The sequence below is a fragment of the Streptomyces sp. NPDC014907 genome (genome assembly GCF_055562975.1).
On sequence record NZ_JBVHEG010000004.1, the window covers coordinates 190,175 to 214,225 of the forward strand.

The 24,051-nt window shown below is 74.7% G+C and carries 21 protein-coding genes; 7 read left to right on the forward strand and 14 right to left on the reverse strand.

Annotation, left to right across the window (positions count from 1 at the left end; all coding sequences use genetic code 11):
* Positions 1 to 27: 27 nt before the first annotated feature.
* The 3 genes from ACZ3IL_RS13070 to ACZ3IL_RS13080 are packed head-to-tail and all read right to left on the reverse strand — an operon-like array spanning position 28 to position 3,361.
* Positions 28 to 777: a succinate dehydrogenase/fumarate reductase iron-sulfur subunit gene (locus ACZ3IL_RS13070; RefSeq protein WP_467389631.1), complete on the reverse strand. Its 750-nt coding sequence runs from the start codon at positions 775 to 777 to the stop codon at positions 28 to 30.
* Entirely contained in the window at positions 774 to 2,732 is a 1,959-nt protein-coding gene (locus ACZ3IL_RS13075) for a fumarate reductase/succinate dehydrogenase flavoprotein subunit (protein ID WP_467389633.1), read from the reverse strand. The genes ACZ3IL_RS13070 and ACZ3IL_RS13075 overlap by 4 nt, the downstream gene beginning before the upstream one ends.
* Positions 2,733 to 2,734: 2 nt before the next feature.
* Complete coding sequence (locus ACZ3IL_RS13080) at positions 2,735 to 3,361, reverse strand: succinate dehydrogenase (RefSeq protein WP_467390460.1); 627 nt, start codon at positions 3,359 to 3,361, stop codon at positions 2,735 to 2,737.
* Between the two features lie 195 nt (positions 3,362 to 3,556).
* Between ACZ3IL_RS13080 and ACZ3IL_RS13085 the strand changes: the two genes are divergently transcribed.
* Entirely contained in the window at positions 3,557 to 4,435 is an 879-nt protein-coding gene (locus tag ACZ3IL_RS13085) for a LysR family transcriptional regulator (protein ID WP_467389635.1), read from the forward strand.
* Between the two features lie 99 nt (positions 4,436 to 4,534).
* Here the strand turns inward: ACZ3IL_RS13085 and ACZ3IL_RS13090 are convergent, their stop codons facing one another.
* Both ACZ3IL_RS13090 and ACZ3IL_RS13095 read right to left on the reverse strand, forming a co-directional pair.
* The gene (locus ACZ3IL_RS13090) at positions 4,535 to 6,700 is read right to left on the reverse strand and encodes a putative bifunctional diguanylate cyclase/phosphodiesterase (protein WP_467389637.1); all 2,166 of its coding nucleotides are present in this window, start codon (positions 6,698 to 6,700) and stop codon (positions 4,535 to 4,537) included.
* The gene (locus ACZ3IL_RS13095; RefSeq protein WP_467389639.1) at positions 6,697 to 7,509 is read right to left on the reverse strand and encodes an SAM-dependent methyltransferase; all 813 of its coding nucleotides are present in this window, start codon (positions 7,507 to 7,509) and stop codon (positions 6,697 to 6,699) included. The genes ACZ3IL_RS13090 and ACZ3IL_RS13095 overlap by 4 nt, the downstream gene beginning before the upstream one ends.
* Positions 7,510 to 8,593: 1,084 nt before the next feature.
* On the opposite strand from ACZ3IL_RS13095, the gene ACZ3IL_RS13100 reads away from it, so the two are divergent.
* The 3 genes from ACZ3IL_RS13100 to ACZ3IL_RS13110 all read left to right on the forward strand — a co-directional run bounded on the left by ACZ3IL_RS13100 (position 8,594) and on the right by ACZ3IL_RS13110 (position 10,440).
* On the forward strand, positions 8,594 to 8,725 hold the full coding sequence (locus ACZ3IL_RS13100) for a hypothetical protein (RefSeq protein ID WP_467389641.1): 132 nt from the start codon (positions 8,594 to 8,596) through the stop codon (positions 8,723 to 8,725).
* A 17-nt stretch (positions 8,726 to 8,742) separates the two neighbouring features.
* Positions 8,743 to 9,507: a bestrophin-like domain gene (locus ACZ3IL_RS13105; RefSeq protein ID WP_467389643.1), complete on the forward strand. Its 765-nt coding sequence runs from the start codon at positions 8,743 to 8,745 to the stop codon at positions 9,505 to 9,507.
* Positions 9,508 to 9,864: 357 nt separating this feature from the next.
* On the forward strand, positions 9,865 to 10,440 hold the full coding sequence (locus ACZ3IL_RS13110) for a hypothetical protein (RefSeq protein WP_467389645.1): 576 nt from the start codon (positions 9,865 to 9,867) through the stop codon (positions 10,438 to 10,440).
* Positions 10,441 to 10,536: 96 nt separating this feature from the next.
* Here ACZ3IL_RS13110 and ACZ3IL_RS13115 read toward each other — a convergent pair whose 3' ends face one another.
* On the reverse strand, positions 10,537 to 11,145 hold the full coding sequence (locus ACZ3IL_RS13115; protein WP_467389647.1) for a hypothetical protein: 609 nt from the start codon (positions 11,143 to 11,145) through the stop codon (positions 10,537 to 10,539).
* 391 nt (positions 11,146 to 11,536) lie between these two features.
* Between ACZ3IL_RS13115 and ACZ3IL_RS13120 the strand changes: the two genes are divergently transcribed.
* Positions 11,537 to 12,199: a class F sortase gene (locus ACZ3IL_RS13120; protein ID WP_467389649.1), complete on the forward strand. Its 663-nt coding sequence runs from the start codon at positions 11,537 to 11,539 to the stop codon at positions 12,197 to 12,199.
* 63 nt (positions 12,200 to 12,262) lie between these two features.
* Here the strand turns inward: ACZ3IL_RS13120 and ACZ3IL_RS13125 are convergent, their stop codons facing one another.
* Together ACZ3IL_RS13125 and ACZ3IL_RS13130 are read right to left on the reverse strand one after the other, a co-directional pair.
* Entirely contained in the window at positions 12,263 to 13,132 is an 870-nt protein-coding gene (locus tag ACZ3IL_RS13125) for a polysaccharide deacetylase family protein (protein ID WP_467389651.1), read from the reverse strand.
* Between the two features lie 104 nt (positions 13,133 to 13,236).
* Positions 13,237 to 14,439: a CapA family protein gene (locus ACZ3IL_RS13130; RefSeq protein ID WP_467389653.1), complete on the reverse strand. Its 1,203-nt coding sequence runs from the start codon at positions 14,437 to 14,439 to the stop codon at positions 13,237 to 13,239.
* Between the two features lie 269 nt (positions 14,440 to 14,708).
* On the opposite strand from ACZ3IL_RS13130, the gene ACZ3IL_RS13135 reads away from it, so the two are divergent.
* Both ACZ3IL_RS13135 and ACZ3IL_RS13140 read left to right on the forward strand, forming a co-directional pair.
* Complete coding sequence (locus ACZ3IL_RS13135) at positions 14,709 to 15,266, forward strand: sigma-70 family RNA polymerase sigma factor (RefSeq protein ID WP_467389655.1); 558 nt, start codon at positions 14,709 to 14,711, stop codon at positions 15,264 to 15,266.
* Positions 15,267 to 15,536: 270 nt separating this feature from the next.
* The gene (locus ACZ3IL_RS13140; RefSeq protein WP_467389657.1) at positions 15,537 to 16,028 is read left to right on the forward strand and encodes a hypothetical protein; all 492 of its coding nucleotides are present in this window, start codon (positions 15,537 to 15,539) and stop codon (positions 16,026 to 16,028) included.
* Positions 16,029 to 16,132: 104 nt separating this feature from the next.
* On the opposite strand, the gene ACZ3IL_RS13145 is transcribed toward ACZ3IL_RS13140, so the two are convergent.
* The 6 genes from ACZ3IL_RS13145 to ACZ3IL_RS13170 form a co-directional block, all read right to left on the reverse strand.
* Positions 16,133 to 17,341: a histidine kinase gene (locus ACZ3IL_RS13145; protein WP_467389659.1), complete on the reverse strand. Its 1,209-nt coding sequence runs from the start codon at positions 17,339 to 17,341 to the stop codon at positions 16,133 to 16,135.
* A complete protein-coding gene (locus ACZ3IL_RS13150) occupies positions 17,338 to 19,119 on the reverse strand; it encodes a sodium/solute symporter (protein WP_467389661.1) in 1,782 nt (593 codons plus the stop codon). Before ACZ3IL_RS13150 ends, ACZ3IL_RS13145 begins: the two co-directional genes overlap by 4 nt.
* Positions 19,120 to 19,138: 19 nt before the next feature.
* Positions 19,139 to 19,555 (reverse strand): hypothetical protein, encoded by a 417-nt coding sequence (locus ACZ3IL_RS13155; RefSeq protein WP_467389663.1) that lies wholly within the window; start codon positions 19,553 to 19,555, stop codon positions 19,139 to 19,141.
* Positions 19,556 to 19,652: 97 nt separating this feature from the next.
* Positions 19,653 to 20,441, reverse strand: a complete 789-nt coding sequence (locus ACZ3IL_RS13160) for a LytR/AlgR family response regulator transcription factor (protein ID WP_467389665.1) — start codon at positions 20,439 to 20,441, stop codon at positions 19,653 to 19,655.
* A 10-nt stretch (positions 20,442 to 20,451) separates the two neighbouring features.
* On the reverse strand, positions 20,452 to 21,798 hold the full coding sequence (locus ACZ3IL_RS13165) for a wax ester/triacylglycerol synthase family O-acyltransferase (protein WP_467389667.1): 1,347 nt from the start codon (positions 21,796 to 21,798) through the stop codon (positions 20,452 to 20,454).
* A 102-nt stretch (positions 21,799 to 21,900) separates the two neighbouring features.
* Positions 21,901 to 23,907, reverse strand: a complete 2,007-nt coding sequence (locus tag ACZ3IL_RS13170) for a SpoIIE family protein phosphatase (RefSeq protein ID WP_467390462.1) — start codon at positions 23,905 to 23,907, stop codon at positions 21,901 to 21,903.
* Positions 23,908 to 24,051: the final 144 nt, after the last annotated feature.

Genomic DNA, 24,051 nt, shown 5'->3' on the forward strand with positions numbered 1-24,051 from the left:
GGACGTCCGGTACGGCCGGGGCCCGCGTCAGCCGCGACCCCCCTTCCTGCGCGCCCGCAGCCACTCCTTGTTCATCGCCGCGATCGACGGCAGCGGGATGCCCTTCGGGCAGGCCGTCGCGCACTCCCCCGCCAGGGTGCAGCCTCCGAACCCCTCCGCGTCCATCCGGGCGACCATGTCGAGGACCCGGGTCTCCCGCTCGGGGGAGCCCTGCGGCAGGACGTTGAGGTGGTTGACCTTGGCGGAGGTGAAGAGCATGGCCGAGCCGTTGGGGCAGGCCGCCACGCAGGCGCCGCAGCCGATGCACTCGGCGTGCTCGAAGGCGGAGTCCGCGTCGGGCTTGGGGACGGGGATGGCGTGGGCCTCGGGGGCCGCGCCCGTGGGCGCGGTGATGTAGCCGCCGGCCTGGATGACGCGGTCGAAGGCGGAGCGGTCGACCACCAGGTCCTTGACGACCGGGAAGGCGGCGGCGCGCCAGGGCTCGACGTCGATCGTGTCGCCGTCGCGGAAGGAGCGCATGTGGAGCTGGCAGGTCGTGGTGCGCTCGGGGCCGTGGGCGTCGCCGTTGATGACGAGGCTGCACGCGCCGCAGATGCCCTCGCGGCAGTCGTGGTCGAAGGCCACGGGGTCCTCGCCGCGCAGGATCAGGTCCTCGTTGAGGGTGTCGAGCATCTCCAGGAACGACATGTCCGGGGAGACGCCGTCCACCTCGTAGGTGGCCATGGCACCGTCGGTCTCGGCGTTCCGCTGGCGCCAGACGCGCAGGTTGAGCCTCATGTGTAGCTCCGCTGGGTGGGGTGGACGTACTCGAAGGTCAGCTCCTCCTTGTGGAGGACGGGCGCGGCGCCGCCGTTGAACTCCCAGGCCGCCGCGTACGCGAACTCCTCGTCGCGGCGGGCCGCCTCGCCGTCGGGGGTCCGGAACTCCTCGCGGAAGTGGCCGCCGCAGGATTCGGCGCGGTGGAGCGCGTCGAGGCACATCAGCTCCGCGAGCTCCAGGTAGTCGGCGATCCGGTTGGCCTTCTCCAGGGTCTGGTTGAACTCCTCGCCGGTGCCGGGAACCCTGACCCGGCGCCAGAACTCCTCGCGGATCTCGGGAATGCGGGCGAGGGCGGTGCGCAGTCCCTCGCCGGTGCGGGCCATTCCGCAGTGCTCCCACAGGAGTTCGCCGATTTCGCGGTGGAAGGAGTCGGGGGTGCGGTCGCCGTCGACGGAGAGCAGCAGGTTCAGCCGGTCCTCGGTCTCCGCGAGGACGTTCCGGACCACCGGGTGGTCGTCGCCGGCCGGTTCGGCGTGCGGGTGGCGGGCGAGGTAGTCGTTGACGGTGGCGGGCAGGACGAAGTAGCCGTCGGCGAGGCCCTGCATGAGGGCGGAGGCGCCGAGCCGGTTGGCCCCGTGGTCGGAGAAGTTGGCCTCGCCGATCGCGAAGAGGCCGGGGACGGTGGTCTGGAGGTCGTAGTCGACCCAGAGGCCGCCCATCGTGTAGTGCACGGCGGGGTAGATCCGCATGGGGACCTCGTACGGGTTCTCGGCGGTGATCCGCTCGTACATGTCGAAGAGGTTGCCGTACTTCTCCTCGACCGCCTCGCGGCCCGTCCGGCGGACGGCGTCGGCGAAGTCGAGGTAGACGCCCTGTCCGCCGGGGCCGACGCCGCGTCCCTCGTCGCAGACGTTCTTGGCGGCGCGGGAGGCGATGTCGCGGGGGACGAGGTTGCCGAAGGAGGGGTAGAGGCGTTCCAGGTAGTAGTCGCGCTCGTCCTCGGGGATCTCGGCGGCGGGACGCGTGTCGCCCTTCGCCCGGGGGACCCAGATGCGTCCGTCGTTGCGCAGCGACTCGCTCATCAGGGTCAGCTTCGCCTGGTGGTCGCCGGTGCGCGGGATGCAGGTGGGGTGGATCTGGGTGAAGCAGGGGTTGGCGAAGTACGCGCCGCGCCGGTGGGCCCGCCAGACGGCGGTGGCGTTGGAGTTCATCGCGTTGGTGGACAGGTGGAAGACGTTGCCGTAGCCGCCGGTGGCCAGGACGACGGCGTCGGCGTGGTGGGCGGAGATCCGGCCCGTGACGAGGTCGCGGGCGACGATGCCCCGGGCCCGTCCGCCGATGACGATCAGGTCGAGCATCTCGGTGCGGGCGTGCATCTCGACGCGTCCGGCGGCGATCTGCCGGGACAGCGCCTGGTACGCGCCGAGGAGGAGCTGCTGTCCGGTCTGGCCCCGGGCGTAGAAGGTGCGGGAGACCTGGACGCCGCCGAAGGAACGGGTGTCGAGGAGGCCTCCGTACTCGCGGGCGAAGGGGACGCCCTGGGCGACGCACTGGTCGATGATCTCGACGGAGATCTGGGCGAGGCGGTGGACGTTGGACTCGCGGGCCCGGAAGTCGCCGCCCTTGACGGTGTCGTAGAAGAGGCGGTGCACGGAGTCGCCGTCGTTGCGGTAGTTCTTGGCGGCGTTGATGCCGCCCTGGGCGGCGATGGAGTGGGCGCGGCGCGGGGAGTCCTGGAAGCAGAACTGGACGACCTGGTAGCCCTGTTCGGCCAGGGTGGCGCCGGCGGAGCCGCCGGCGAGGCCGGTGCCGACGACGATGATCCGGTGCTTGCGGCGGTTGGCGGGGCTGACCAGTCCCGCCTGGAAGCGGCGGGTGTCCCAGCGTTCGGCGACGGGTCCGGCGGGGGCCTTGGTGTCGGTGATCGGCTCGCCGGTGGTGTAGGCGGCGAAGCCCGTGTCGGGGAGGCTCATGGTCAGCTCACCACTCCGGTCATGACGGCGACGGGGACGGAGACGAAGCCTGCGGTCAGGACGAGCGCGAGGCCGTCGGCGAGGCCCCGGAGGAGGCGTTCGCGGCGGGCGTTGCCGACGCCCAGGGTCTGTGCGGCGCTCCAGAAGCCGTGGCGGACGTGGAGGCCGACGGCGAGCATGGCGACGATGTAGACGACGTTGCCGTACCAGGTGGAGAAGGTGTCGACGACGTTCTGGTAGGGCCGGCCCTGCTCGAAGCCGCCGGTGTGGACGGTGCCGGTGGTCAGGTCGAGGACGTGCCAGACGATGAACAGGGCGAGGACGATCCCGCCCCAGCGCATGGTGCGGGTGGCGTACGAGGCCCGCCCGCGGCGGTGCGCGTAGCCGACGGGGCGCGCCCTGATGTCGCGCCGGCTGAGCTGGTACGCGGAGACGGCGTGGGCGGCGACGGCGGCGAGCAGCACGATCCGGACGGCCCACAGGGCCCACGCGTGGTGCAGGAGCGGGGCGCCCATGACGCGCAGCCAGTGGGCGTAACCGTTGAACTCGTCGGGGCCGAAGAAGACCTTGAGGTTGCCGATCACGTGGGCGACGAGGTAGCCGAGCATGATCAGTCCGCTGACGGCCATGACCGTCTTCTTGCCGAGCGTCGAGGAGAGGAATCCGCGGGACGGGGCGGGGGTCGGCGGCCGGCCCGTCGTCCGGTCCCCCGTGGGTGCCAGAGCCATGTCCCCGACGGTAGGACCGGCGCACCCGAGAGGTCCAAGACATGGTTCGGCTGATCTCGATAGGCTGAACCTATTCACATCGCCTACGCTGGGACCATGCAGTTCCAGCAGCTCCTCTACTTCGTCGCGGTGGCCGAGACCCGGCACTTCACCCGGGCCGCCGAGCGCGTCCACGTCTCGCAGCCCTCGCTCTCCCAGCAGATCAAGGCCCTGGAACAGGAGCTGGGCGCGGAGCTGTTCAGCCGGGCGCGGGGGAACATCGCCCTCACCGACGCCGGGGAGGCCCTGCTGCCGCTCGCGCGCCGCATCCTCGCCGACACCGAGACGGCCCGGCTGGAGGTGCAGGAGCTGGCCCGGCTCAAGCGGGGCCGGGTGCGGCTCGGCGCGACCCCCAGCCTGTGCACGGGACTCCTCCCCGACGTGCTGCGGGCCTTCCACGACCTGCATCCGGGGATCGAGCTGCTGATCCAGGAGAGCGGTTCGCACGACCTCGTGCGGGAGCTGGCGCGCGGGGCGCTCGACCTGGCCCTCGTGGTGCTGCCGCTGCCGACCCCGTCACCCGCGCTGACGACGGTCGAACTGCTCCGGGAGGACCTGGTGGTGGTCTCCTCCGCCGCGGCCCCGGGGCCCCGCCGCCCGGTGCGGATCGCGGACCTGCGCGACCAGCCGCTGGTGATGTTCCGGCACGGCTACGACCTGCGGGAACTGACGGTGGCGGCCTGCCGGGCGGAGGGCTTCGAGCCCACGTTCACCGTCGAGGGCGGGGAGCTGGACGCGGTGCTCGGCTTCGTACGGGCCGGGCTCGGGATCGCGGTCGTCCCGGCGATGGTCGCCACGCGGGCCGGCCGCGACCTGCGGGTGACGGCCCTCGCCCCGCCGGGCCTGCGCCGCACCATCGCGCTCGCCCACCGCAGCGACGTGGCGCCGCCGAGGGCCGCGCGGGAGTTGCAGGGGATGCTGCTCCGGTACGGCTGACGCGCCGTTCCCGGGCGGGCGCCCGCCCGGGGACGACGCCGCACCGCGTCCGCCGGGAGCGGAGGCGCGCGCGACGGACGGATACGCCGGGAGCCGCCGTCACACCGCGTCCGCCAGGAGCAGGGAGTGGATGCGGTCCGGGGCGCCGGGGCGGGCGTAGTACCAGCCCTGGGCCGTGTCGCAGCCGAGGTCGCGGAGCCGGCGCGCCTGCGCCCCCGTCTCCACCCCCTCGACGGTGACCGCCAGCTCCAGACTGTGCGCGAGCGAGACGATCCCCTCCACGATCTTCAGGTCCACGGGGTCCACGGGGTGCTGCTGCATGCCCCGGGTGAAGGAGCGGTCGAGCTTGAGGACGCTCACCGGCAGCCGGCGCAGGTTGGCCAGGTTCGAGTAGCCGGTGCCGAAGTCGTCCAGGGCGATGTCGACGCCCATCTCGGCGAGCTGCCGCAGCGGCTTCAGGACGCCCTCGTCGGCGCCGATCAGGGCCGACTCGGTCACCTCCAGGCAGAGCGCGCCCGGTTCGAGGCCGGACCGCTCCAGGACGTCGACGGTGTCGGCCACCAGGCGCGGGTGGTGGAGCTGCGTCGGGGAGAGGTTGACGTTGATGCGGAGCGGGCCGCCGTCGGCGTGCCGGTTCCGCCAGAAGCGGGCCTGGCGCACGGCCTCCTGGAGCACCCAGCGGCCGAGCGGCACGATGAGGCCGGTGTCCTCGGCGAGCGGGATGAAGTGGTCGGGGCCGAGCACCCCGTGCTGGGGGTGGCACCAGCGGACGAGCGCCTCCGCGCCGTGCACGCTGCCGTCGCCGAGGTGGACGAGGGGCTGGTACTCGATGAAGAACTCGCCGCGCTCCAGGGCGGCCGGCAGGGCCGTGGTGAGGCCGTGCCGGGTGATGGCGCGGGCGTCGGCCTCGGGGTCGGACAGCTCGAAGCGGTTGCCGCCCGCCGCCTTGGCCCGGTACATGGTGATGTCGGCGCTCCGCAGCACCTCGGCCGGGGTCCGCTCCCCCGCCGGGCCCTCGACCACGCCGAGGCTGCCGCGCACGGTGAGTTCGCGGCCGTCGACGCCGATCGGGGTGGCGAGGGCGGCGAGGATGCGGTCGGCGAGGTCGGTGGCGTCCCGCTCGCCGGCGGAGCCGGTGGTGAGGGCGACGAACTCGTCCCCGCCGAGCCGGGCGACCATCTCGTTGGCGCCGGTGACGCAGCTCTGCAGCCGGTCCGCGACCTCCACGAGCAGCCGGTCCCCGGTGGAGTGGCCGAGGCTGTCGTTGATGGCCTTGAAGCCGTCGAGGTCGAGGTAGCAGAGGCCGAAGCGGGCGTTGTCGCCGGGGGCGAGCGCCTTCTCCAGGCGTTCGAAGAACAGGGTCCGGTTGGGCAGTCCGGTGAGGGCGTCGTGGGTGGCCTCGTACCGCAGGCGCAGATGGAGCAGGCGCCGTTCGGTGGTGTCCTCCAGGAGGGCCAGCTGGTACTGGGGGCGGCCCTCGGCGTCCCGGAGGAGCGAGACGGTGAGGTTGGTCCACAGAACCGTTCCGTCACCCCGGTAGTACGGCTTCTCGACCCGGTAGTGCTCCCGCTCGCCGCGGACCAGCTCCTCGTACAGCCTCCAGACGTGCGGCCCGTCCTCCGGATGGACCCACTCGCTGACCTTCCGGCTGCGCAGCCGGCCCTCCATCCCGCCGAACATGCGGGTGAGGGTCTCGTTGACCTCAAGGATGTTGCCGTCGAGGTCGGCGATGCCGATGCCGATCGCCGCCCCGTCGAAGACCGCGCGGAAGCGGCTCTCGGTGGCGTGCAGGGCGATCTCGGCGGCGGTGCGGGCGGCGAGCGCGGAGCGGGCGATCGCCTCCTGCTCCGCGAGGGTCCGCTCGCGCAGGGCCTGCGCGTAGCCGGTGGCGACGGCGTGCTGGAGCCGGGAGCAGCGGGCCCGGAGCTCCTCGGCCGACAGGTCCGACTCCGTGCCGCAGTAGAGCACCAGGTACGAGTCGACGACGCCGAGGCTGCGGCCGAGCGCCTCCGGGTCGGTGCAGTGGGCGGCGACGAGGGCCGCGCCGGCACGCTGGGCGGGAGCCGTGTCGAAGGGCCGGGCGAGCAGGGCGTCGCACAGGGCGCGGGCCGGGGGCAGCAGGTGTCCCTCGAACTCGGTGCGGGTGAGCGACGTGGCGGTCACCGGGAAGATCGCGCGGCTCCAGATGGTGACGAACCGCCTGAGTCTGTCCTCCGGGCCGCCGGCCTCGGCGTCGGCGTCGGCCGGCTGGGACGGGACCTTCACGCTTTGCGCCCCACCCCTGCGAAACCGGAGAAGGTGGAGGGGTCCTCCTCCTCGACCGGGCTCTCCGGCCGCCAGTGCGGCATCGGGACGAGTCCGGGTTCCACCAGCTCGGTGCCCTCGAAGAAGCGGGCGATCTCGTCGCCGGAGCGCATCACCAGGGGGTTGCGGATGTTCCGGTAGACCCCGACGGCGCCGCCGATCCGCTCCTGTTCGAGCGGGACGCCCTCGTCCGAGGCGTGGGTGAGGATCACGAGGCTGCCGGGCGCGAGGGCGCCGACCAGTTCGGCGACGGCCTCGTGCGGGCGGTCGTGGTCCTCCAGGAAGTGGAGGACGGCGACGAGGAGGAGGGCCACCGGCCGTTCCAGGTCGAGGAGCCGGGCCGTCTCGGGGCTGTGCAGGATGTCGGCCGGCTTGCGCAGGTCGGCGGAGACGACGGCGGCGCTCCCGTCGCCCTCCAGGACGGCGCGGCTGTGGGCGACGGCGACCGGGTCGTGGTCGACGTAGACGACCCGCGCGGCCGGGTCGGCGGCGCGGGCGACCTCGTGCACGTTGCCGAAGGTCGGTATGCCGGACCCGATGTCCAGGAACTGGGTGACGCCGCTGCCGACGGCGTACCGCACGGCGCGGCGCATGAAGGCGCGGTTGGCCTGCATGACCTTGGGCAGTCCGGGCATGAACTCCATGGCCTTGCGGGCGGCTTCCCGGTCGACTTCGAAGTTGTGCGAGCCGCCCAGGTAGAAGTCGTACATACGGGACACGCTCGGCACCGAAATGTCGATACCCGGCGGAGCCCAGGCGGGACGCTCCATCAATGTCTCCAACAAGTCGCCGTGGGATACGGCCATGTGTTCGCGGCCGGTGTTCGAGGTGAGGCTACTGATCGGCCGCCAAGAGGGCGAGTAGAAACGGAAATTCGCGGTCCGTTCTTGGTCACACGCCATTGGCACGTGCGCCCTGAACGCCGACTTCACGCCTTCGGCCCGTGCACATTCACGTGCATATGAGCGTGCGCCGGTTTGCGGACGGACTCCCGGCGGGCCCGGAGGGGGCTCGAACACCCCTGTCGCCTGGGGCGTTGACGTGACGGAGCACCATTCTCCGGTGCGGGAACCCTTTCGACCGTACCGTCCGGCAGGGCGACAACCGGACAGTTCTTCTCCGGAAGGCCGAAACCGTTCCCACCGGCCGTCCACCGGTTCCGGTCCCGCCCGTCCGGAATCACGGAACGCGGTGGCGACGGAACGTCGCGTCACATGCCCGCGCGGAGAGGAAGCGTCAAGTCCGCGCACCGGGAGATCCCTCGTACGGCGCATCCGCCGGCATTCCGCCCCGCCGTACGGAGAAAGTGATCAAGCTCGACGGGTGTCTCCGTACGGATCTCTCCTCGCGCGACCGCTGGCGGCCCTGGCACTGGTATGGCTGGTCGCCTCCCCCGCGCCCGCCGCCGCCGACGCCTGCGCCCACGCCGTGACCGGCCCCGCCGGCTCAACCACGGCGGTGGCGTTCGCCGGACCGGGCCGGTGCCCGCGCCCGCACACGCCGCCTCCGCACACGCCGCCCCCGCACACCCCGCCGCCCTCGTGTCCTTCGCCCACGCCCTCGCCCACCCCGTCCCCGACCCCCACGCCCGCACCCACGACACCCGCGCCGCCCCGGCCCACACCGGAGCGGCCCCCCACTCCCGTACCGACGACACGGCCCCCCGTCCGGACGACACCACCCGCGCCCCCCGTCCGGACGCCCCCGCCGCCCCCCGTACGGACGCCGCCCCCTCCCGGCCCCGTCACCACCCCGCCCTCCACGGCGGAACCGGAGCCGGAGCGCACGCCCGCCCCCGAGCCGTCGTCCGCCGCCGCTCCCCCGCCGTCCGCGCGCCCCGCGCCACCGGCCCCCGTGGCGCTCCCCCACTACCGCCCCGTCACGCGGCCCCGGCCGGAGGGCGGCACGTCCGTCGTCACCATGACGCTCGTGATCATCGCCCCCGCGGTCCTCGCGACCGCGATCCTGCGCCCCCGCTCCCGCTGATCCCGCCGGAGGAATCCGTGTCCGAATGGCTCGTCCTGTCCCTCGCGATGGCCGCCGCCTGCGCCGTCGTCCTCACCATCGTCGTCATCAACAACCGCCGGATTCCCGCGGACGACGACCCCAGCGAAACCCCGGACGTCATCGAGTACATGACGATGATGATCGGCGTGATCTACGCGATCGTGCTCGGCCTGGCCATCGCCGGCGTCTGGGAGGCCCGCGGGGCCGCCCAGGAGACGGTCCGGCAGGAGGCCCAGGCGCTGCACGAGATCTCGGCCCGCGCCGAGGTCTACCCCCGGGAGGTCCGCGCCCGCATCCGCGCCGACGTCGACGCCTACGTCTCCCACGTGCTCGACGACGAGTGGCGGCACATGTCCGAGACGGGCGAACTGAGCGACGAGGGCGCCGCGCTCCTGGAGCGGGTCCGGCGGAGCGTCACCGACTACCGCCCGGCGAACGACTTCGAGGGACAGGCGTACCAGCCGCTGGTGGACCAGGTGGCCGTCGTCGACGACGCCCGGAACGCCCGGGGGCAGAACGCGGGCGCGACCATGCCCGGGGTGGTGTGGTTCGGCCTGATCATCGGCGCCCTGGTGACGGTCGGCCTGATCTTCACCCTGCAGATCCGCAGGACCGGCCGCGAACTGCTGCTCGCCGGCCTGTTCAGCGCGCTGATCGCCTTCCTGCTCTTCCTGATCTGGGACTTCGACGCGCCGTTCGGCCGGGGCGTGTCGGCCACGGCCACGCCGTTCACCGACCTGTTCCCGGGGCTCGCCCCGTAAGCCCCGGCCCTCTCCCGGACACCCGGGGGGTTCCGGAAGGGCGTCCGGCGGATTCCGGGGCGGGGCGATCGGAGGGTTCCGGGGCGGGGCGTCCGGGGGGTTCCGGGGCGGAGGCGTCCGGTGGGTTCCGGGGGGGTGTCCGGGGGTGTCCGGGCGGGGCATCCGGCGGGTTCCGGAAGGACGTCCGGCGGGTTCCGCCACCGGGGTGGGCCGCGCGGGGGACGCGCGTGACCCGTTCGCACCTCTGGGATCGCGGCGGCGGTGACGCGCTCCTAGCGTTTCGGGCATCGAGGTGCACGCAGGCCCCTCGCGGGAACCCCCTTCCGCGGCTGCCCCTCGGGACCCGGAGGATTCACCATGCGCGCGATACGTGTCGCGTCCACCGCCCTGCCGGGGGTGGTCGCCTTCGCCCTGGCCGCCCCCGTCGCCGTCGCGGCGGAGGGTGCCCCGGCACCCGCCCCGCAGGCGCGGGGCGCCCAGGCCCAGGCCGATTTCGTCGTGTCGCCCTCGGTCGTCACCCCCGGCGGCCGCGTGTCGCTGAGCGCCCCCGGCTGTGCCAGTACGGCGACGGCCGCGGCGGGCGTCTTCGACACCGCCGTCATCGCACCCGGCTCGACGGCGACCGCCGTCGTGGACCTGGACGTGAAGCCCGGCGCCGTCTACACGGTGGCGTTCAACTGCACGGGCGGCGTCCAGGGCACCGTGGACCTCACCATCGGCGGCGCCACGGCCACGGCCACCGCCACCGCCGTCCCGACGATCCGCTCCACCGTCCTCACGCCCTCACGCGGCGTCCGGGGCGGCCTGGGCGGTTCGGTGGACGACGGGGCGGGGCCGCTCGAACTGGCCGCGGGCGGAGCACTCGTCCTGGCCGCCGCGGGCGGTGTCCTGCACGTGGTGCGCCGCCGTTCCGCCCCGAACCGCCGCCACTGAGGCACCCGGCGGGACGCCGCCCGGGCGTCCGTCGTCCCCGGGTCCCGTGGGGACCCGGGGACGACGGACACGGGGCCGGCCGGGAGGTTCGGCCGGTCAGACTCCCGCACCGGCCTCGCGGCGGCGGCGGAGGACGACGAGACCGCCGCCGAGCGCGGCGGCGGCGACGAGACCTCCGCCGATGGCCGTCTCGGTGGAGCTGGGGGCCATCGAGCCGCCGAGGCCGCCCTGCGCGCCACGGCCCGGGAGGACGCGGAACGACTGCGTGACCACGGAGGAGTTGCCGTTGCACCGGACGGCCAGGTTGTAGTTGCCCGGGGTGGCGTCGTTGTAGATCCGGGCGACGGCGCTGGAGAAGCCGTTGGAGTTCCCCGAGAGGCTGGTCTCCGGGAAGGCGTTGGACGTGACCGTGCCGCCGCGGGCGCACCCCCTGACGGTGATCGTCAGCGTCGATCCCGGGTGGACGTCGAAGGGGTTGACGGTGACGTTGCTCGGGCCGTTGTTCGAGCCACCACCGTTCCCGCCACCGTTGCCGCCGCCGTTCGGGCCGCCGTGGGAACCGCCGTTGGAACCGTTGTTCGGGCCACCGCTGGAGCCGCCGTGCAGGACGTTGCCCGGGCCGTTGGTGGCGGCGGCGAGGGGGGCCGTGAGCCCGACCGCCGCGATCGCGGTGGCTGCCACCGCCAGAGTGCGTGCAGCACGCATGGTTGAACCTCCAGTGGAAGACGCCCCAAAGCGGTGCTCCGGGAGTTTCGACGAGTACGCCCTCCACGACGAACCATCACCATTCGTGACGCACCACGCATATCGGCGCTGGTCCACCCCGGTGAGGCGACACGCCGGAGCCGGAGCGCCGCAGGCGACAGAACCGCAGCTCAGGGCCTCCCGGGAGGTTTATCTGACGATTACTCGGATGGGTCAGCCCGGCGTCACCCGCCCGTCCCGCACCCGTCACCCGTCCGGCCTCCCGTCCGGACCCGGCACCCGCAGGCCCTCCGGCACCCGTCCGGGGGCGGCCCCCACCCGTTCGGGCCGCCCGGCGCGACGGACCGCGCGACCGCCCTTACCGTTCTGACGACGCCACGAAGGGAGAACCATGCCCCCGAAGGACTTCCGCGTCCCCGAGCGCAGGAGGCGCCGCCCCTGGGGCGTCCTGGCCCTCGCCATGCTGTCCGGGCTCGCGATGATGCGCAACGGGGTGGACTCCCCCTCCGGGCCCCCGCAGCCCGCCGCGGCGGCCCGGCCGGCGGCGCGCCCGGCCGTCCCCCCGGCGCCCTCCGACGCCACCGGCCTGGAACCGCTGCCCTTCGCCCCGGCCTCCCGGATCAAGATCCCGGCGATCCGGGTCGCGGCGCCCCTCATGGACGTGGGCCTGGACGCGGACGGCTGGGTGGCGGCGCCCCCGCCCCAGGACGCCAACCTCGCCGGCTGGTACCAGAACGGCATCTCCCCCGGCCAGCGGGGCACCTCGGTCATCGTCGGCCACGTCGACAACACGCGGGGCCCGGCGGTCTTCTACGGCCTCGGCTCCCTGGAGAAGGGCCGCCACATCGAGGTCGAGCGCTACGACGGACGGGTGGCGGTCTTCGAGGTCTACGGCGTCGAGGTGTACGCGAAGGACGACTTCCCCGGCGTACGGGTCTACGCCGACACCGGCCGGCCGGAACTCCGGGTGATCACCTGCGGCGGCGGGTACACGCGCGCGCGGGGGTACGACGGGAACGTCGTCGTCTTCGCCCGGATGGTCGGCTCCCGCTGAGCGCGGGAACGCGGAAGGGCCCCCGCCGCTCCGGGCGCGGGGGCCCTTCCGCCGTACCGGCCGTCAGCGCCGGGGCACGGTGATGTGGTAGCCGGCGTCGAGGAGTCCGGGCAGGTAGCGGCGGAGCGCGGCCACGCTCTGGGAACGGTCGCCGCCCGCGTCGTGGTTGAGGACGACGACGCCGGGGGCCGCGCCGCCGAGGACGCGGCGCACGACGGTGTCCGTGCCGGGTTCCGTCCAGTCCAGGCTGTCGACGGTCCAGGCCAGCGGTTCCATGCCGAGTTCGGCGCCGATCTCGAAGGAGTGCCGGTTCCAGGCCCCGTAGGGCGCGCGGTACCAGAGCGGGGGCGCGCCGAGGACGCGTTCGACGACCTCGCTGGTGGTGCCCAGCTCGTCGCGGATGCGGGAGGGGCGCAGCCGGGTCATCAGGGGGTGGGACCACGAGTGGTTGCCGACGACGTGGCCCTCCGCGGCCATCCGCCGCAGCAGGTCCCGGTTCTCGGTGGCCATCTCGCCGCAGACGAAGAACATCGCCCGGCAGTCGTGGTGGCGCAGGACGTCCAGGACGGCGGGGGTGTAGCGGGGGTCGGGTCCGTCGTCGAAGGTCAGCACCATCGTGCGGCCGGCTCCGGACACGTTGAGGAAGGGCCGTTGCCGCACGGGGGGCGTCGCGCGCCGGTGGGCCGGGGGCGCGTAGGCGGTCATCGGCCGGAGGCGGTACGCGTTCGGGTGCGGCCGGGCGGCCGCCGCCCCCGGGCCGGCGGCCGGGGCCGCGGGTCCCGCGCCCGGGGCGCGGGGCGTGGAGGCGCCGGCGGCCCGGTCGGCCCCGGCGAGCCGGTCCGCCGCGAGGACTCCGGCGGTGGCGGTGGCGCCGAGCGCGACGGCGAGCCGCAGGACCGCCCGGCGCCCGTTGGGCATCTGATCCTTTTTCATGACCAATGGTTCGTACGGGCGAGGGGCCGCGCGGCTCACCGACACCGCGCACCCGTCCGAAAGCACCCGTTGGGCGGACAGCCCCGGCGACGGGTCCCCGCGCGCTACCGGCCCATCACGAGGCCGTCCTCACCGGCGCCCCGGCCGAGCACGACCCCCCGGATCGCGTCGCGGATCGCGGCCCGGCGCGGGTCCCCGGCGTCGGTACCGAGGTTGACCACCCTGCCGCGCGCGGTGTCGAACCACTGGGGGACGAACTCCGCCCTGGTCACCTCCCAGCGTCCGCCGGGGCTCCTCGGCGGCGCGAAGGTGAAGCGGCCGATGCTGCTCTGGTTGCCGCGCGGGTCGTGGACGCCCCGGTGGTCGACCATGTCGCCGGCGATCTGGTCGCCCATCCCGTAGACCACCCACACCCCGTTGACCTTCTCGTACGCCTGGGGGACGTGGGCGTGGGTGCCGATGATCAGGTCGATGTCCGGGCGGCCGCCGGTCCGCGAGGCGGTCAGCGTCCGGCCGAGGGAGAGCTGCCGTTCGTCCGGCCCGGTCTGCCACTCGGTGCCCCAGTGGACGCTGACGACGACCACGTCGGCGCCGGCCGCGCGGGCCGCGCGGGCGTCGGCGATCACCTGCCGCTCGTCCAGCAGGGCGACCGCCCAGGGCTTCCCCTCCGGCAGCGGGTGGCCGTTGGTGTCGTAGGTGTAGGCGAGCTGGGCGACGGTGGCCCCGCCCGCCCTCATCAGGGCGGGCCGGGCCGCTTCCCCGGCGGTGCGGGCCGATCCGGCGTGGCGGACGCCGGCCCGGTCGAGGGCGTCGAGGGTCCGGCCGAGGCCCGCCGCCCCGTCGTCGAGGGTGTGGTTGGAGGCGGTGGAGCAGGAGTCGTATCCGGTGGCCGCGAGCGCGGCGGCGACCTCGGGCGGCGACTTGAAGGCGGGATAGCCGGTGTAGGGGCCGCCCTTCTCCCCGTACACGGTCTCCATGTGGCAGATGGCCAGGTCGGCGCCGGAGACGACGGGCTTCGCGCCGGAGAGCATGGGCCGGAAGTCGTAGCCCCTCCCTCCCGCGTCCTCGGCCGCCTTGCGGATGACGGAATCGTGCGGGAGGACGTCCCCGGAGGCGACGAGGGTGAACCCGGCGGGCGCGGACGCCCCGCCGGGAGCGGGGGAAGGGACGGCGGACCGTCCGGCGGCGGCCGGCGGCGCGGTGGTCCCCGGCGCGGCCCCGTCACCCCCGCCGGCGCAGCCGGTCGCCGCGGCGAACAGGACGGAGGCGAGGAGGACCGCCTCCACGGGTCTGGTGCGTGAGGCCATGCGGGACGCTCCACCAAGTCATGTGATGAACATCTGTTCTGATGAATAGACCCTCCGGAAAAAGCCGCGGTCAAGGGTCAAGGCCGCGTAAAGCCATGAACCCCACTGAATCGGACGCAGGTAGTCCGTCCGACCGTTCGCCGTGCCATTCGCCGCTCGGTGCGACCGTTCGCCGCAGACCGGTGTCCGTTCCCTGTCCCTCGTCGTCCGGATGCGTTCGGATGCGCTCGTACGTGCCCGGACGACGAGCCGCAGGAGAGGCGGGAAGCATGACGACGGCGACGACCGACGAACGGACCCTGGAGGAACTGCAGCGGGACCACGGCCCCGCGCTGCTCTCCTTCCTGCTCGGCCTCACCCACGGGGACCGGCAGCGGGCCGAGGACCTCGCCCAGGAGACCCTCGTGCGGGCCTGGCAGCACCCCGAGGCCTTCGGCGCCCCCTACGCCTCCATGCGCCCCTGGCTCTTCACCGTGGCCCGCCGCCTCGCCATCGACGCCCGCCGCTCACGCCTCGCCCGGCCCGCCGAGATCGGCGACGGCGCCCTCGCCGTGACGCCCGACCCCTCCGACGCCACCGCCTCCGCCGAAGCCGCGCTCGACGTGCGGGCGGCGGTCCGGGAACTGAGCCCCGAGCACCGCGCGGTGCTCGTCCGGCTCTACTTCCACGGCCTCACCGTCAACGAGGCCGCCGTCGAACTCGGCATCCCCGCCGGAACCGTCAAGTCCCGCTCCCACTACGCCCTGCGGCAGCTCGGCCGGTCGCTGCCCGGTTACCGGCCGCGCCGCGCGGGCGCCGCCGGGACCCGCGCCGGGGTCGCGCGGTGAAACCGGAACGCCGCCTGCCGGAAGGGCCCGCGACCGCCCGCCACCGCCTCCCGCGTCACGCCTGACACCCGGGACACCGGTGGCCCCGGACGTATCGATCCGGCCGGAGGACGTGTCCGAAACCGCTCGGACGAGTTGAGCAAAGCGGGACCCCCGGACGCCCTTCGCGGAGGAGGCTCTTCCCGGGGCCCCGCGCGTCCGGGCTCCACGTCCGGGCATCCCGTGTCCGGGCACGTCGCGTCCGGGCACGTCCGGGAGAAGGTGGGAACGTTGCTGTCCGAGAGCACGAACGGCGCCGGTGGCACGAGCGGGGGCGGTCTGGCCGTCCCCATGGCCTGGCTGTGCGCCGAGTACGTGGCCGACGAGGTGCTGCGGGCCGCCGCGCTCGTGGCACCCGGTTCGCTGGAGTACCGGGCCGGCCTCCGGGCCCTGGCCCTCACCGTCCACCTGACGGAGGACCCGGAGCGGCCCCCCGGCGGCCGGATCGACGAGTGGCTGCGCCACACGGCGTACGACCGCCCCTGGCCGCCCTGGGTCGAGGAACGGCTCGCCGCGCGGCGGGCGGCCGGCGGCGACGGCCCCGACCTGGCGTTCGCGGACACCGCCTGGCGCCGGCTGCGGGATACCTGGATCCGCGCCGCCGACCTCGACGGCGGGACGGGCGCCGGCCCCGGGGGCACCGTCGACGAGGACGAACAGGTCTGGCTGCCGGCGTGGAAGCTGGGCCTGCCGCTCGCCCACCTCTCGCTGTACCTGCGCTGACCGGGGCGCCCCGCCCTCCGTCGCGCCCGCACCTTCCCCCGCGTCCGCGCCCGCCGGACGCGCCCGGGTGCCCGCGGTGTGCCCACCGGGCGCCCGGGACGCGGTCACCTGGCCGAAGGGTGCACCCCGGGACGGTACTTGGGAATCCTCACCGTCACCTTCATCCCCGCCCCCACACCCGTCTCGATGACGAGGCCGTACTCCGTCCCGTACACCTGGCGCAGCCGCTCGTCCACGTTGGAGAGGCCGATGCCGGCGCCCGCCGGGTGCTCTCCGCGCAGGACGGCGCGCAGCAGTTCCGGGTCCATGCCGATGCCGTCGTCCTCGACGGTCACCACGGCCTCGGCGCCCGCGTCCCGGGCGGCGATGGTGACCCGGCAGCCCTTCTCCCGGTCCTGGAGGCCGTGCTTGACCGCGTTCTCCACCAGCGGCTGGAGGCAGAGGAACGGCAGGGTCACCGGCAGGACCTCGGGGGCGATCTGGAGGGTCACCTCCAGCCGGTCCCCGAAGCGCGCCCCGGCGAGCGCCAGGTACTGCTCGATGGAGCGCAGTTCGTCGGCGAGCTGGGCGAACTCGCCGTGCCTGCGGAAGGAGTAGCGGGTGAAGTCGGCGAACTCCAGAAGCAGTTCCCTGGCCCGCTCGGGGTCGGTGCGGACGAACGAGGCGATCGCGGCGAGGGAGTTGAAGATGAAGTGCGGGGAGATCTGGGCGCGCAGGGCCTTGATCTCGGCCTCCACCATCCGGGTGCGGGACCGGTCGAGTTCGGCCAGCTCCAGCTGGACGGAGACCCAGCGGGCGACCTCGGTGGCGGCCCGCACCAGGACGGCCGACTCCCTCGAACCGTAGGCGACGAGCGCGCCGAGCACCCCGTCCTCGCCGGTGAGCGGGGCGATCACCGCCCAGCGCAGCGGGCACGCGGGGTCGGTGCAGCCGGAGTCGGCGGAGCGGCTGCGGCCGGTCTCCAGGGTCTCGGCGGTCTGCGCCGGGACGTGCGCGCGGTGGTGGTCCTCGCCCGGCCCGTCCCAGGCGAGGACCGCGTCCCGGTCGGTGAGGCAGAGCGCCTCGGTGCCGAGCAGGGAGCGGAGGGTGCGGGCGGCCCTGCGCGCCGTCTCCCCGGTGAGTCCGGCGCGCAGCGGCGGGGCGGCGAGCGAGGCGGTGTGCAGGGTGTGGAAGGTGGCCCGTTCGACGGGGGTGCCGAGGTCGGGATCGGTGTCGCGGCCTCCGCGCCGGGCGGCGAACCGGCCCAGGACGAAACCCGCGGCGAGCAGGACGGCTCCGGCGGCGGACGCGGCGGCGAGGGCGACGCCGCTCACCGGCGGGCTCCCGGGCGGACTCCGGGACGGGCCCCCGGACGCCCCTCGGGACGGTCCTCCTGGGCGGGGGCGGCCCCGGCGATCTCCTCCGGGAGGTGGAGCCGGGCGAGGAGCGCCGGCGTGCCGGGCGGGACCCGCCGGGGGGTGGCCAGGGAGACGAGGACCATGGTGAGGAAGCCGAGCGGGACCGACCAGACCGCGGGCCAGGCCATCAGGGTGTGCGGCCAGCCCTCGGGGGCGAGCCCGGCCCTGATGGCCATGACGGCCGCGAGGGCGGAGCCGCCGCCGAGCAGGAGCCCGGCCATCGCGCCGGGCGGGGTGAGACCGCGCCACCAGATGCCGAGGACGAGCAGCGGGCAGAAGGAGGAGGCGGAGACCGCGAAGGCGAGCCCGACGGCGTCCGCGACCGGCACCTTGGAGGCGACCACGCCGGCGCCGAGCGGGACGGCGGTGGCGAGCAGGGTCGCCAGGCGGAAGTGCCGGACGCCCCGGGAGGGCAGCACGTCCTGGGTGAGGACCCCGGCGACGGACATGGTGAGTCCGGAGGCGGTGGAGAGGAAGGCGGCGAAGGCGCCGCCCGCGAGGAGCGCCCCGAGCAGGTCGCCGGGGAGCCCGCCGAGCATCCGGTCGGGCAGGACGAGGACGGCCGCGTCGGCGGAGCCGGTGAGGGCGAGTTCGGGTGCGTAGATCCGGCCGAGGGCTCCGTAGAGCGGCGGCAGCAGGTAGAAGGAGCCGACGAGGCCGAGGACGACGAGGGTGGTGCGGCGGGCGGCGCGGCCGTGCGGGCTGGTGTAGAAGCGGACGGCCACGTGCGGCAGGCCCATGGTGCCGAGGAAGGTGGCCAGGATCAGGCCGTACGTGGCGTACAGCCGGTGTCCGTCGCGGCCGTCGGCCGGCGGCCCGGACCGGCCGAGGGGGTCCGTCCCGCCGGCCACCCTCCCGGGCAGCGGCGTGTCCGGCGCGAAGGCCAGCGTGGTGCCGCCGAGGACGTGGTGGGTCCCGGGGGCGAGGGTGACGGTCCGTCCGGTGTACGGGACGGAGTCGACGCTGCCGGTGACGGTGACGGTCAGGGGGGCGTCGAGCCCGATCCGCACCGTGTCGGCGACCCGGACGGCGGTGTGCCCGCGCAGCACGGCGGGGGCGTCGAAGCGGGCGCGGGGCGCCCCGTCCCCGTACCAGGCGGCGAGCAGGAAGAGGGCGGGGACGAACAGGGCGGTCAGTTTCAGCCAGTACTGGAAGGCCTGGACGAAGGTGATGCTGCGCATGCCGCCCGCCGCGACGGTGCCGGTGACGACGACGGCGACGAGCAGGCCGCCGACCCAGCCGGGGGCGCCGGTGAGGATCTCCAGGGTGAGCCCGGCGCCCTGGAGCTGCGGCAGCAGGTACAGCCAGCCGATGCCGACGACGAAGAGGCTGGCGAGCCGCCGGGCCCGCCGGGATTCGAGGCGGGCCTCGGCGAAGTCGGAGAGCGTGTACGCGCCGGAGCGGCGCAGGGGCGCGGCGACGAGGACGAGCAGGACGAGGTGGCCGGCGGTGTAGCCGACCGGGTACCAGAGCATGGCGGGGCCCTGGACCAGGACGAGCCCGGCGATGCCGAGGAAGGAGGCGGCGGAGAGGTACTCGCCGCTGATGGCGGCGGCGTTGAGGCCCGGCCGGACGGTCCGCGAGGCGACGTAGAAGTCGGAGGTGGTGCGGGAGATCCGCAGGCCGAGGGCGCCGATGAGGACGGTGGCGAGGACGACGGCGGTGACGGCGACGACCGCGTGGGTCTGGTTCATGCGGGACGGTCCACCGTTCTCAGCGTTCGACGAGGCCGGTGAAGTCGCGTTCGTTGCGTTCGGCGCGGCGGACGTACCAGAGGGCGATGCCCCAGACGACCGGGTACACGCCGACGCCGAGCACGGCCCAGACCAGGGCCTCGGGGGCGGGCAGCGCGAGCAGCAGCGGGAGGGAGCCGACGAGCAGGACGAGGGCCCCGAGGGCGGTGAGGGCGGCACGGAGCTGACTGCGCATCAGGGAACGGACGTAGGTGTGACCGAGGGTGGTCTGCTCGTCGATCTCGGAGCGGGCCGGCGGATGGACGGGGCGCCGCCCGGCGGTTCCCGGCGGAACGGCCCCGGGGCCGTGGGCGGAGACGTAGGTGACGGTCTCGCGCCGCGGCCTGCGCCGGGCGTCCTCCCGGCCGGGGGCCTGGGCGGGGTGGTGCTCGGACATCGGTGTCCGCTCCGGCATCTCTCGGCTTCGGACGGGTCGTCGGGGTCTTCCGGGTCCCCGGGAGGGCGCGGGGTGCGCCGCCCGGGACGCGTGGAGTCTACGCAGCGGGGTCGGGGGGCGGTAGACGCGCGGGCGGACGGTTGCCGGCCCGGCGCATCAGGAGGTCGCGGAGCTGGCGGGCGTGCCGGCGGCTGACGGCGAGGTCGGCGTCGCCGACGCGCACCGAGGTGGCGCCGCCGTCGAGCCGCAGTTCGTCGATGCGGGCGAGGGCCACGAGGTGGCTGCGGTGGATGCGGACGAAGCCCCGGTCCGCCCAGCGTTCCTCCAGGGTGGAGAGGGGGATGCGGACGAGGTGGCTGCCCCGGTCGGTGTGGAGACGGGCGTAGTCGCCGTGGGCCTCGACGTAGGCGATGTCGTCGACGGGGACGAAGCGGGTGACGCCGCCGAGTTCGACGGGGACCTGTTCGGGGGCCGCCGGGGCGGGCGCGGCGGTGGCGTGGACCAGCTCGTGGACGCGGCGGACGGCTTCGGCCAGGCGTTCGCGGCGCACCGGCTTGAGGACGTAGTCGACGGCCTTCAGGTCGAAGGCCTGGAGGGCGAAGCCCTCGTGGGCGGTGACGAAGACGACGAGCGGGGGGCGGGCGAAGCCGGCGAGCAGCCGGGCCACGTCGAGCCCGGTGAGACCGGGCATGTGGATGTCGAGGAAGACGACGTCGACGGCGTCCTCGCCGTCGGGTCCCGCCTCCAGGGCGCGGCCGATCCTGCGCAGCGCCGCCGTCGCGTCCCCGGCGCCCTCGGCGGTGCGGACGCGCGGGTCGGCGCGCAGCAGGTAGAGCAGTTCCCCGAGGGCGGGCTCCTCGTCGTCCACGGCCAGTACGCGCAGCATGCGGCGGAGTCTAGGCCGTGCCCTCCGGGTCGAGGAGGCCGAGTTCGGCGGTGAGGGCGTCGGCGAGGGCGTCGGGATCGGGGACGGCCTCCCCGTCGGCGACGAGGCCGACGTGGACCTGCCCGCCGTACGGGGACATGGCGACGGCGAGGGACTGGCCCCGGGCGAGCGGGGCCATGGGGAAGAGCGCGCGCAGCGGGGCGCCGCCGAGGGAGAGCGCGGAGCGGGGCAGCGGCACCTGGGTGACCAGGAGGTCGAAGAGGAGGCGGGCCGCGCCGGAGGCGAGGGGGGCGCCGAAGCGGTGGGCGAGCGGGGGGAGCCGGTCGGCGAGGAGGGCGACGGCGCCGGCGCCCCGGGAGGGTCCCGCCGCCTTGTTGCGGTCCATGGCGCGGCGGACGGCGGCGAGCCGGGCGGCCGGGTCGGGTTCGGTGACGGGCAGGTCGAGGAGATAGCCGGAGAGGCTGTTGCCGGCGCCGGACGGGACGCCGGGGCGGCGGCGGGAGACGGGGACGAGGGCCCGGGGGTCGGCTCCGGGCAGCGGCAGGCCGCGCTCGTCGAACCAGCGGCGCAGGGCCCCGGCGACGACGGCGAGGAGGACGTCGTTCGCGGTGCCGCCGGTGGCGCGGCGGACGCGGTGGACGCGGTCCAGGGGCAGGGTCGCGGTCGCGATCCGGCGGGTCCCGCTGGGGTGGGCGGCGAGGACGGCGGTGGGGCGCCCGTCGAGGCGGCTGGCGCGGACGACGGAGGCGCCGACCTCGACGGCCCGGCCGAGGTCGCCGAGGCGGTCCCGGGCGAGGCCGAGGAGGTGGCCGGGTCCGGGGAGCCGGGAGCGCGGGGGCGCGGGGCGGGGGCGGCGCGCGGGACGGCGGGCGGCGGCGACCTCGTCGAAGATGCCGGCGCCGATGGCGACGGCCCGCATGCCGTCGGCGAGGGCGTGGTGGAGTTTGACGAGGACGGCGAAGGAGCCGTCGGGGGCGCCGCCGAGCAGGTACATCTCCCAGGGCGGCAGGCCCCGTTCGACGGGGCGTTCCATGAGTTCGGCGACGAGCCGGGTGGTCTCGGCGGGGAAGTCGGCGCCGGGGAGGGTGATCTCGCGGACGTGGCGGCGCACGTCGAAGTCCGGGTCGGGGCTCCAGGCGGCGCCGCCGACGGGCAGCAGGACGTCGCGGACGCGCATCCGGAGCCGGGGGACGGCGGCGGCGCGGCGGGCGAGCAGTTCCAGGACGTCGGCCGGTCCCCCGCCGGGGACGGCGGGTACGGGGCCGAAGTGGGCGAGGGCGCCGAGGTGCAGGGGGTGGGCTGCGGATTCCAGGTGCCAGAAGGCCAGGTCCAGCGGAGCCAGTAGCTCGGTGGTCACGGGTGTCCTCACGTCCTGCGTGCGCGGAGTGGCGGGAGACCGCAGTCAACCGCCGCGGTCCGTCACGGTCAAGCATGATCGGACGACGCTGCGTGAGCGGTCTCACCGGTCCGTGTCGTCGTCTCCGGCCCCGGGGTCCTCCACCAGGAACTCGCACCACACGCACTTGCCGCCGCCCCGCGGTTCCACGCCCCACGCGTCGGAGAGCTGGTCGACCAGGAGCAGTCCCCGGCCGGACACGCCCGCCTCGCCCGCCTCGCGCCGCCGGGGCAGGGCGCTGGACCGGTCCTCGACCTCCACCCTCAGCCGCCGTACGGGCCCGGGGAGGACCCGCAGGGTCACGATCGTCCCGCCGTCGGTGTGCATGAGCGCGTTGGTCATCAGCTCGTCGGCGGCCAGTTCGATCTCGTCCGCGCGCTCCCCCGCGCCCCAGGCCCGGACGGCGGCCCTGATCATGTGCCGGGCCGAGCTGAGCGCCTCCGGATCGCTCTGGGCGACGTGCTGCTGGAACCGGCCGGCCCCGGGGGCGTGCGTGGCGTGCCGGCGCAGCAGCAGGATCGCGACGTCGTCCTCGCCGCCGCGCTCCGCCACCACCTCGCACAGGTGGTCCGCCAGCTCCTGGAGGTCGGCGGGGCCGCGCCGGACGAGGGAGGAGAGCCACTGGAGGCCTTCGTCGAGGTCGGCGCCCGGTTTCTCCACGAGCCCGTCGGTGTAGAGCATCAGGGTCTGTCCGGGGTCCAGTTCCAGGGCGGTCACGGGGTAGTCGAGGCGGCCGAACTCGGCGGAGAGCCCGAGCGGCAGCCCGCCCTCCACCGGCAGCCTGCGGCACCTGCCGTCGGCCTCCCTGAGCAGGGGGTCGACGTGGCCGGCGCGGACGAGCTGGACGACCCCGGTGCCGGGGTCGACCTCCGCGTACGTGCAGGTGGCGAAGCGGTCGGTGTCGAGTTCGTGCAGGAAGACGGAGGCCCGCGCCATCACCGTGGCCGGGGGGTGGCCCTCGGTGGCGTAGGCGCGCAGCACGATGCGCAGCTGGCCCATGACGGCCGCCGCGTGGGTGTCGTGGCCCTGCACGTCGCCGATGACGGCGCCGACCCGTCCGCCGGGCAGCGCGATGACGTCGTACCAGTCGCCGCCGACGTCCCGGCCGAGCCGGGCGGAGCGGTAGCGGACGGCCGTCCGGGCGCCGGGCACCTCGGGAATCCGGCGCGGCAGCATGGCCTGCTGGAGCCCTTCGGCGAGGTCGTGCTCCTGTTCGTAGAGCATGGCCCGCTGGAGGCTCTGGGCGATGCTGCTGCCGAGGGCGACGAGCAGGGTCCGCTCGTCCTCGCTGAAGCCGGTCCTGTCGCTGTAGAGGAGTCCGAGGGCTCCGATCGGCCGGGCCTGGGCGATGAGCGGCAGGTAGGCGGCGGCGGTGACGCCGAGTCCGCTGATGTGGGGCCAGAGGACCGGGAAGGACTCGGAGAAGTCGCGGGCCGAGTCGATGAACCGGGGCCGCAGGGTGCGGATCACCTCGCTCATCGGGTACGGCTCGTCCACCCGGGTGAAGCGGGTGCCCGGTACGAAGGCCCCCTCGGGGCCCTCGGCGACCAGGTGGATGCGGCCCGCCTCCAGGAGGCCCATGACGAGGCTGGCCGCGCCGAAGTGTTCGAGGGCCTGGGAGTCGTTGAGGAGGTCGATGACGTCCTGCACGGTCCGGGCGTGGGCGAGGGCGGCGGTGGTGCCCTCCACGACGTCGGCCCGTTTGCGGCGCCCCTCGTCCAGGCCGAGCCGTGCGGCGGGTTCGGTGAGTTCGTGGGTGGCGTCGCGCAGGACGCCGAGGATGCGCACGGGGCGGCCGGTGGCGTCGCGCAGGACGATCCCCTGGGTGTGGGTCCACTGGTGGGCGCCGTCGCGGCGGCGGATGCGGAAGTACGCGCCGTACTGGTCGCTGCCGTCCTTGAGGGCCTGCGTCACCAGGGTGTCGAGGCGGATGCCCTCGTCCGGCAGGACCCGCGGGGCCAGGGACTCGGGGTGCCCGTCGTACTCCTCGCGGTCCATGTCGAAGACGGCGAGGGCCGCGTCGTCCATGGTCATCGTCCCGGTGGTCAGGTCCCAGTCGAAGCCGCCCATCCGGAAGGCGGAGCCGTACGCGGAGAGGATCGGGGCCTCCTGCGGGGCGGGGCGGACCGGGTTTCCCGCCGCCCGTTCCCGGTCGTCCGCGTTCACGGGGCCGCTCCGGGCGCGGTCCCGTTCGTACGTGCCATGGGGGTCCGC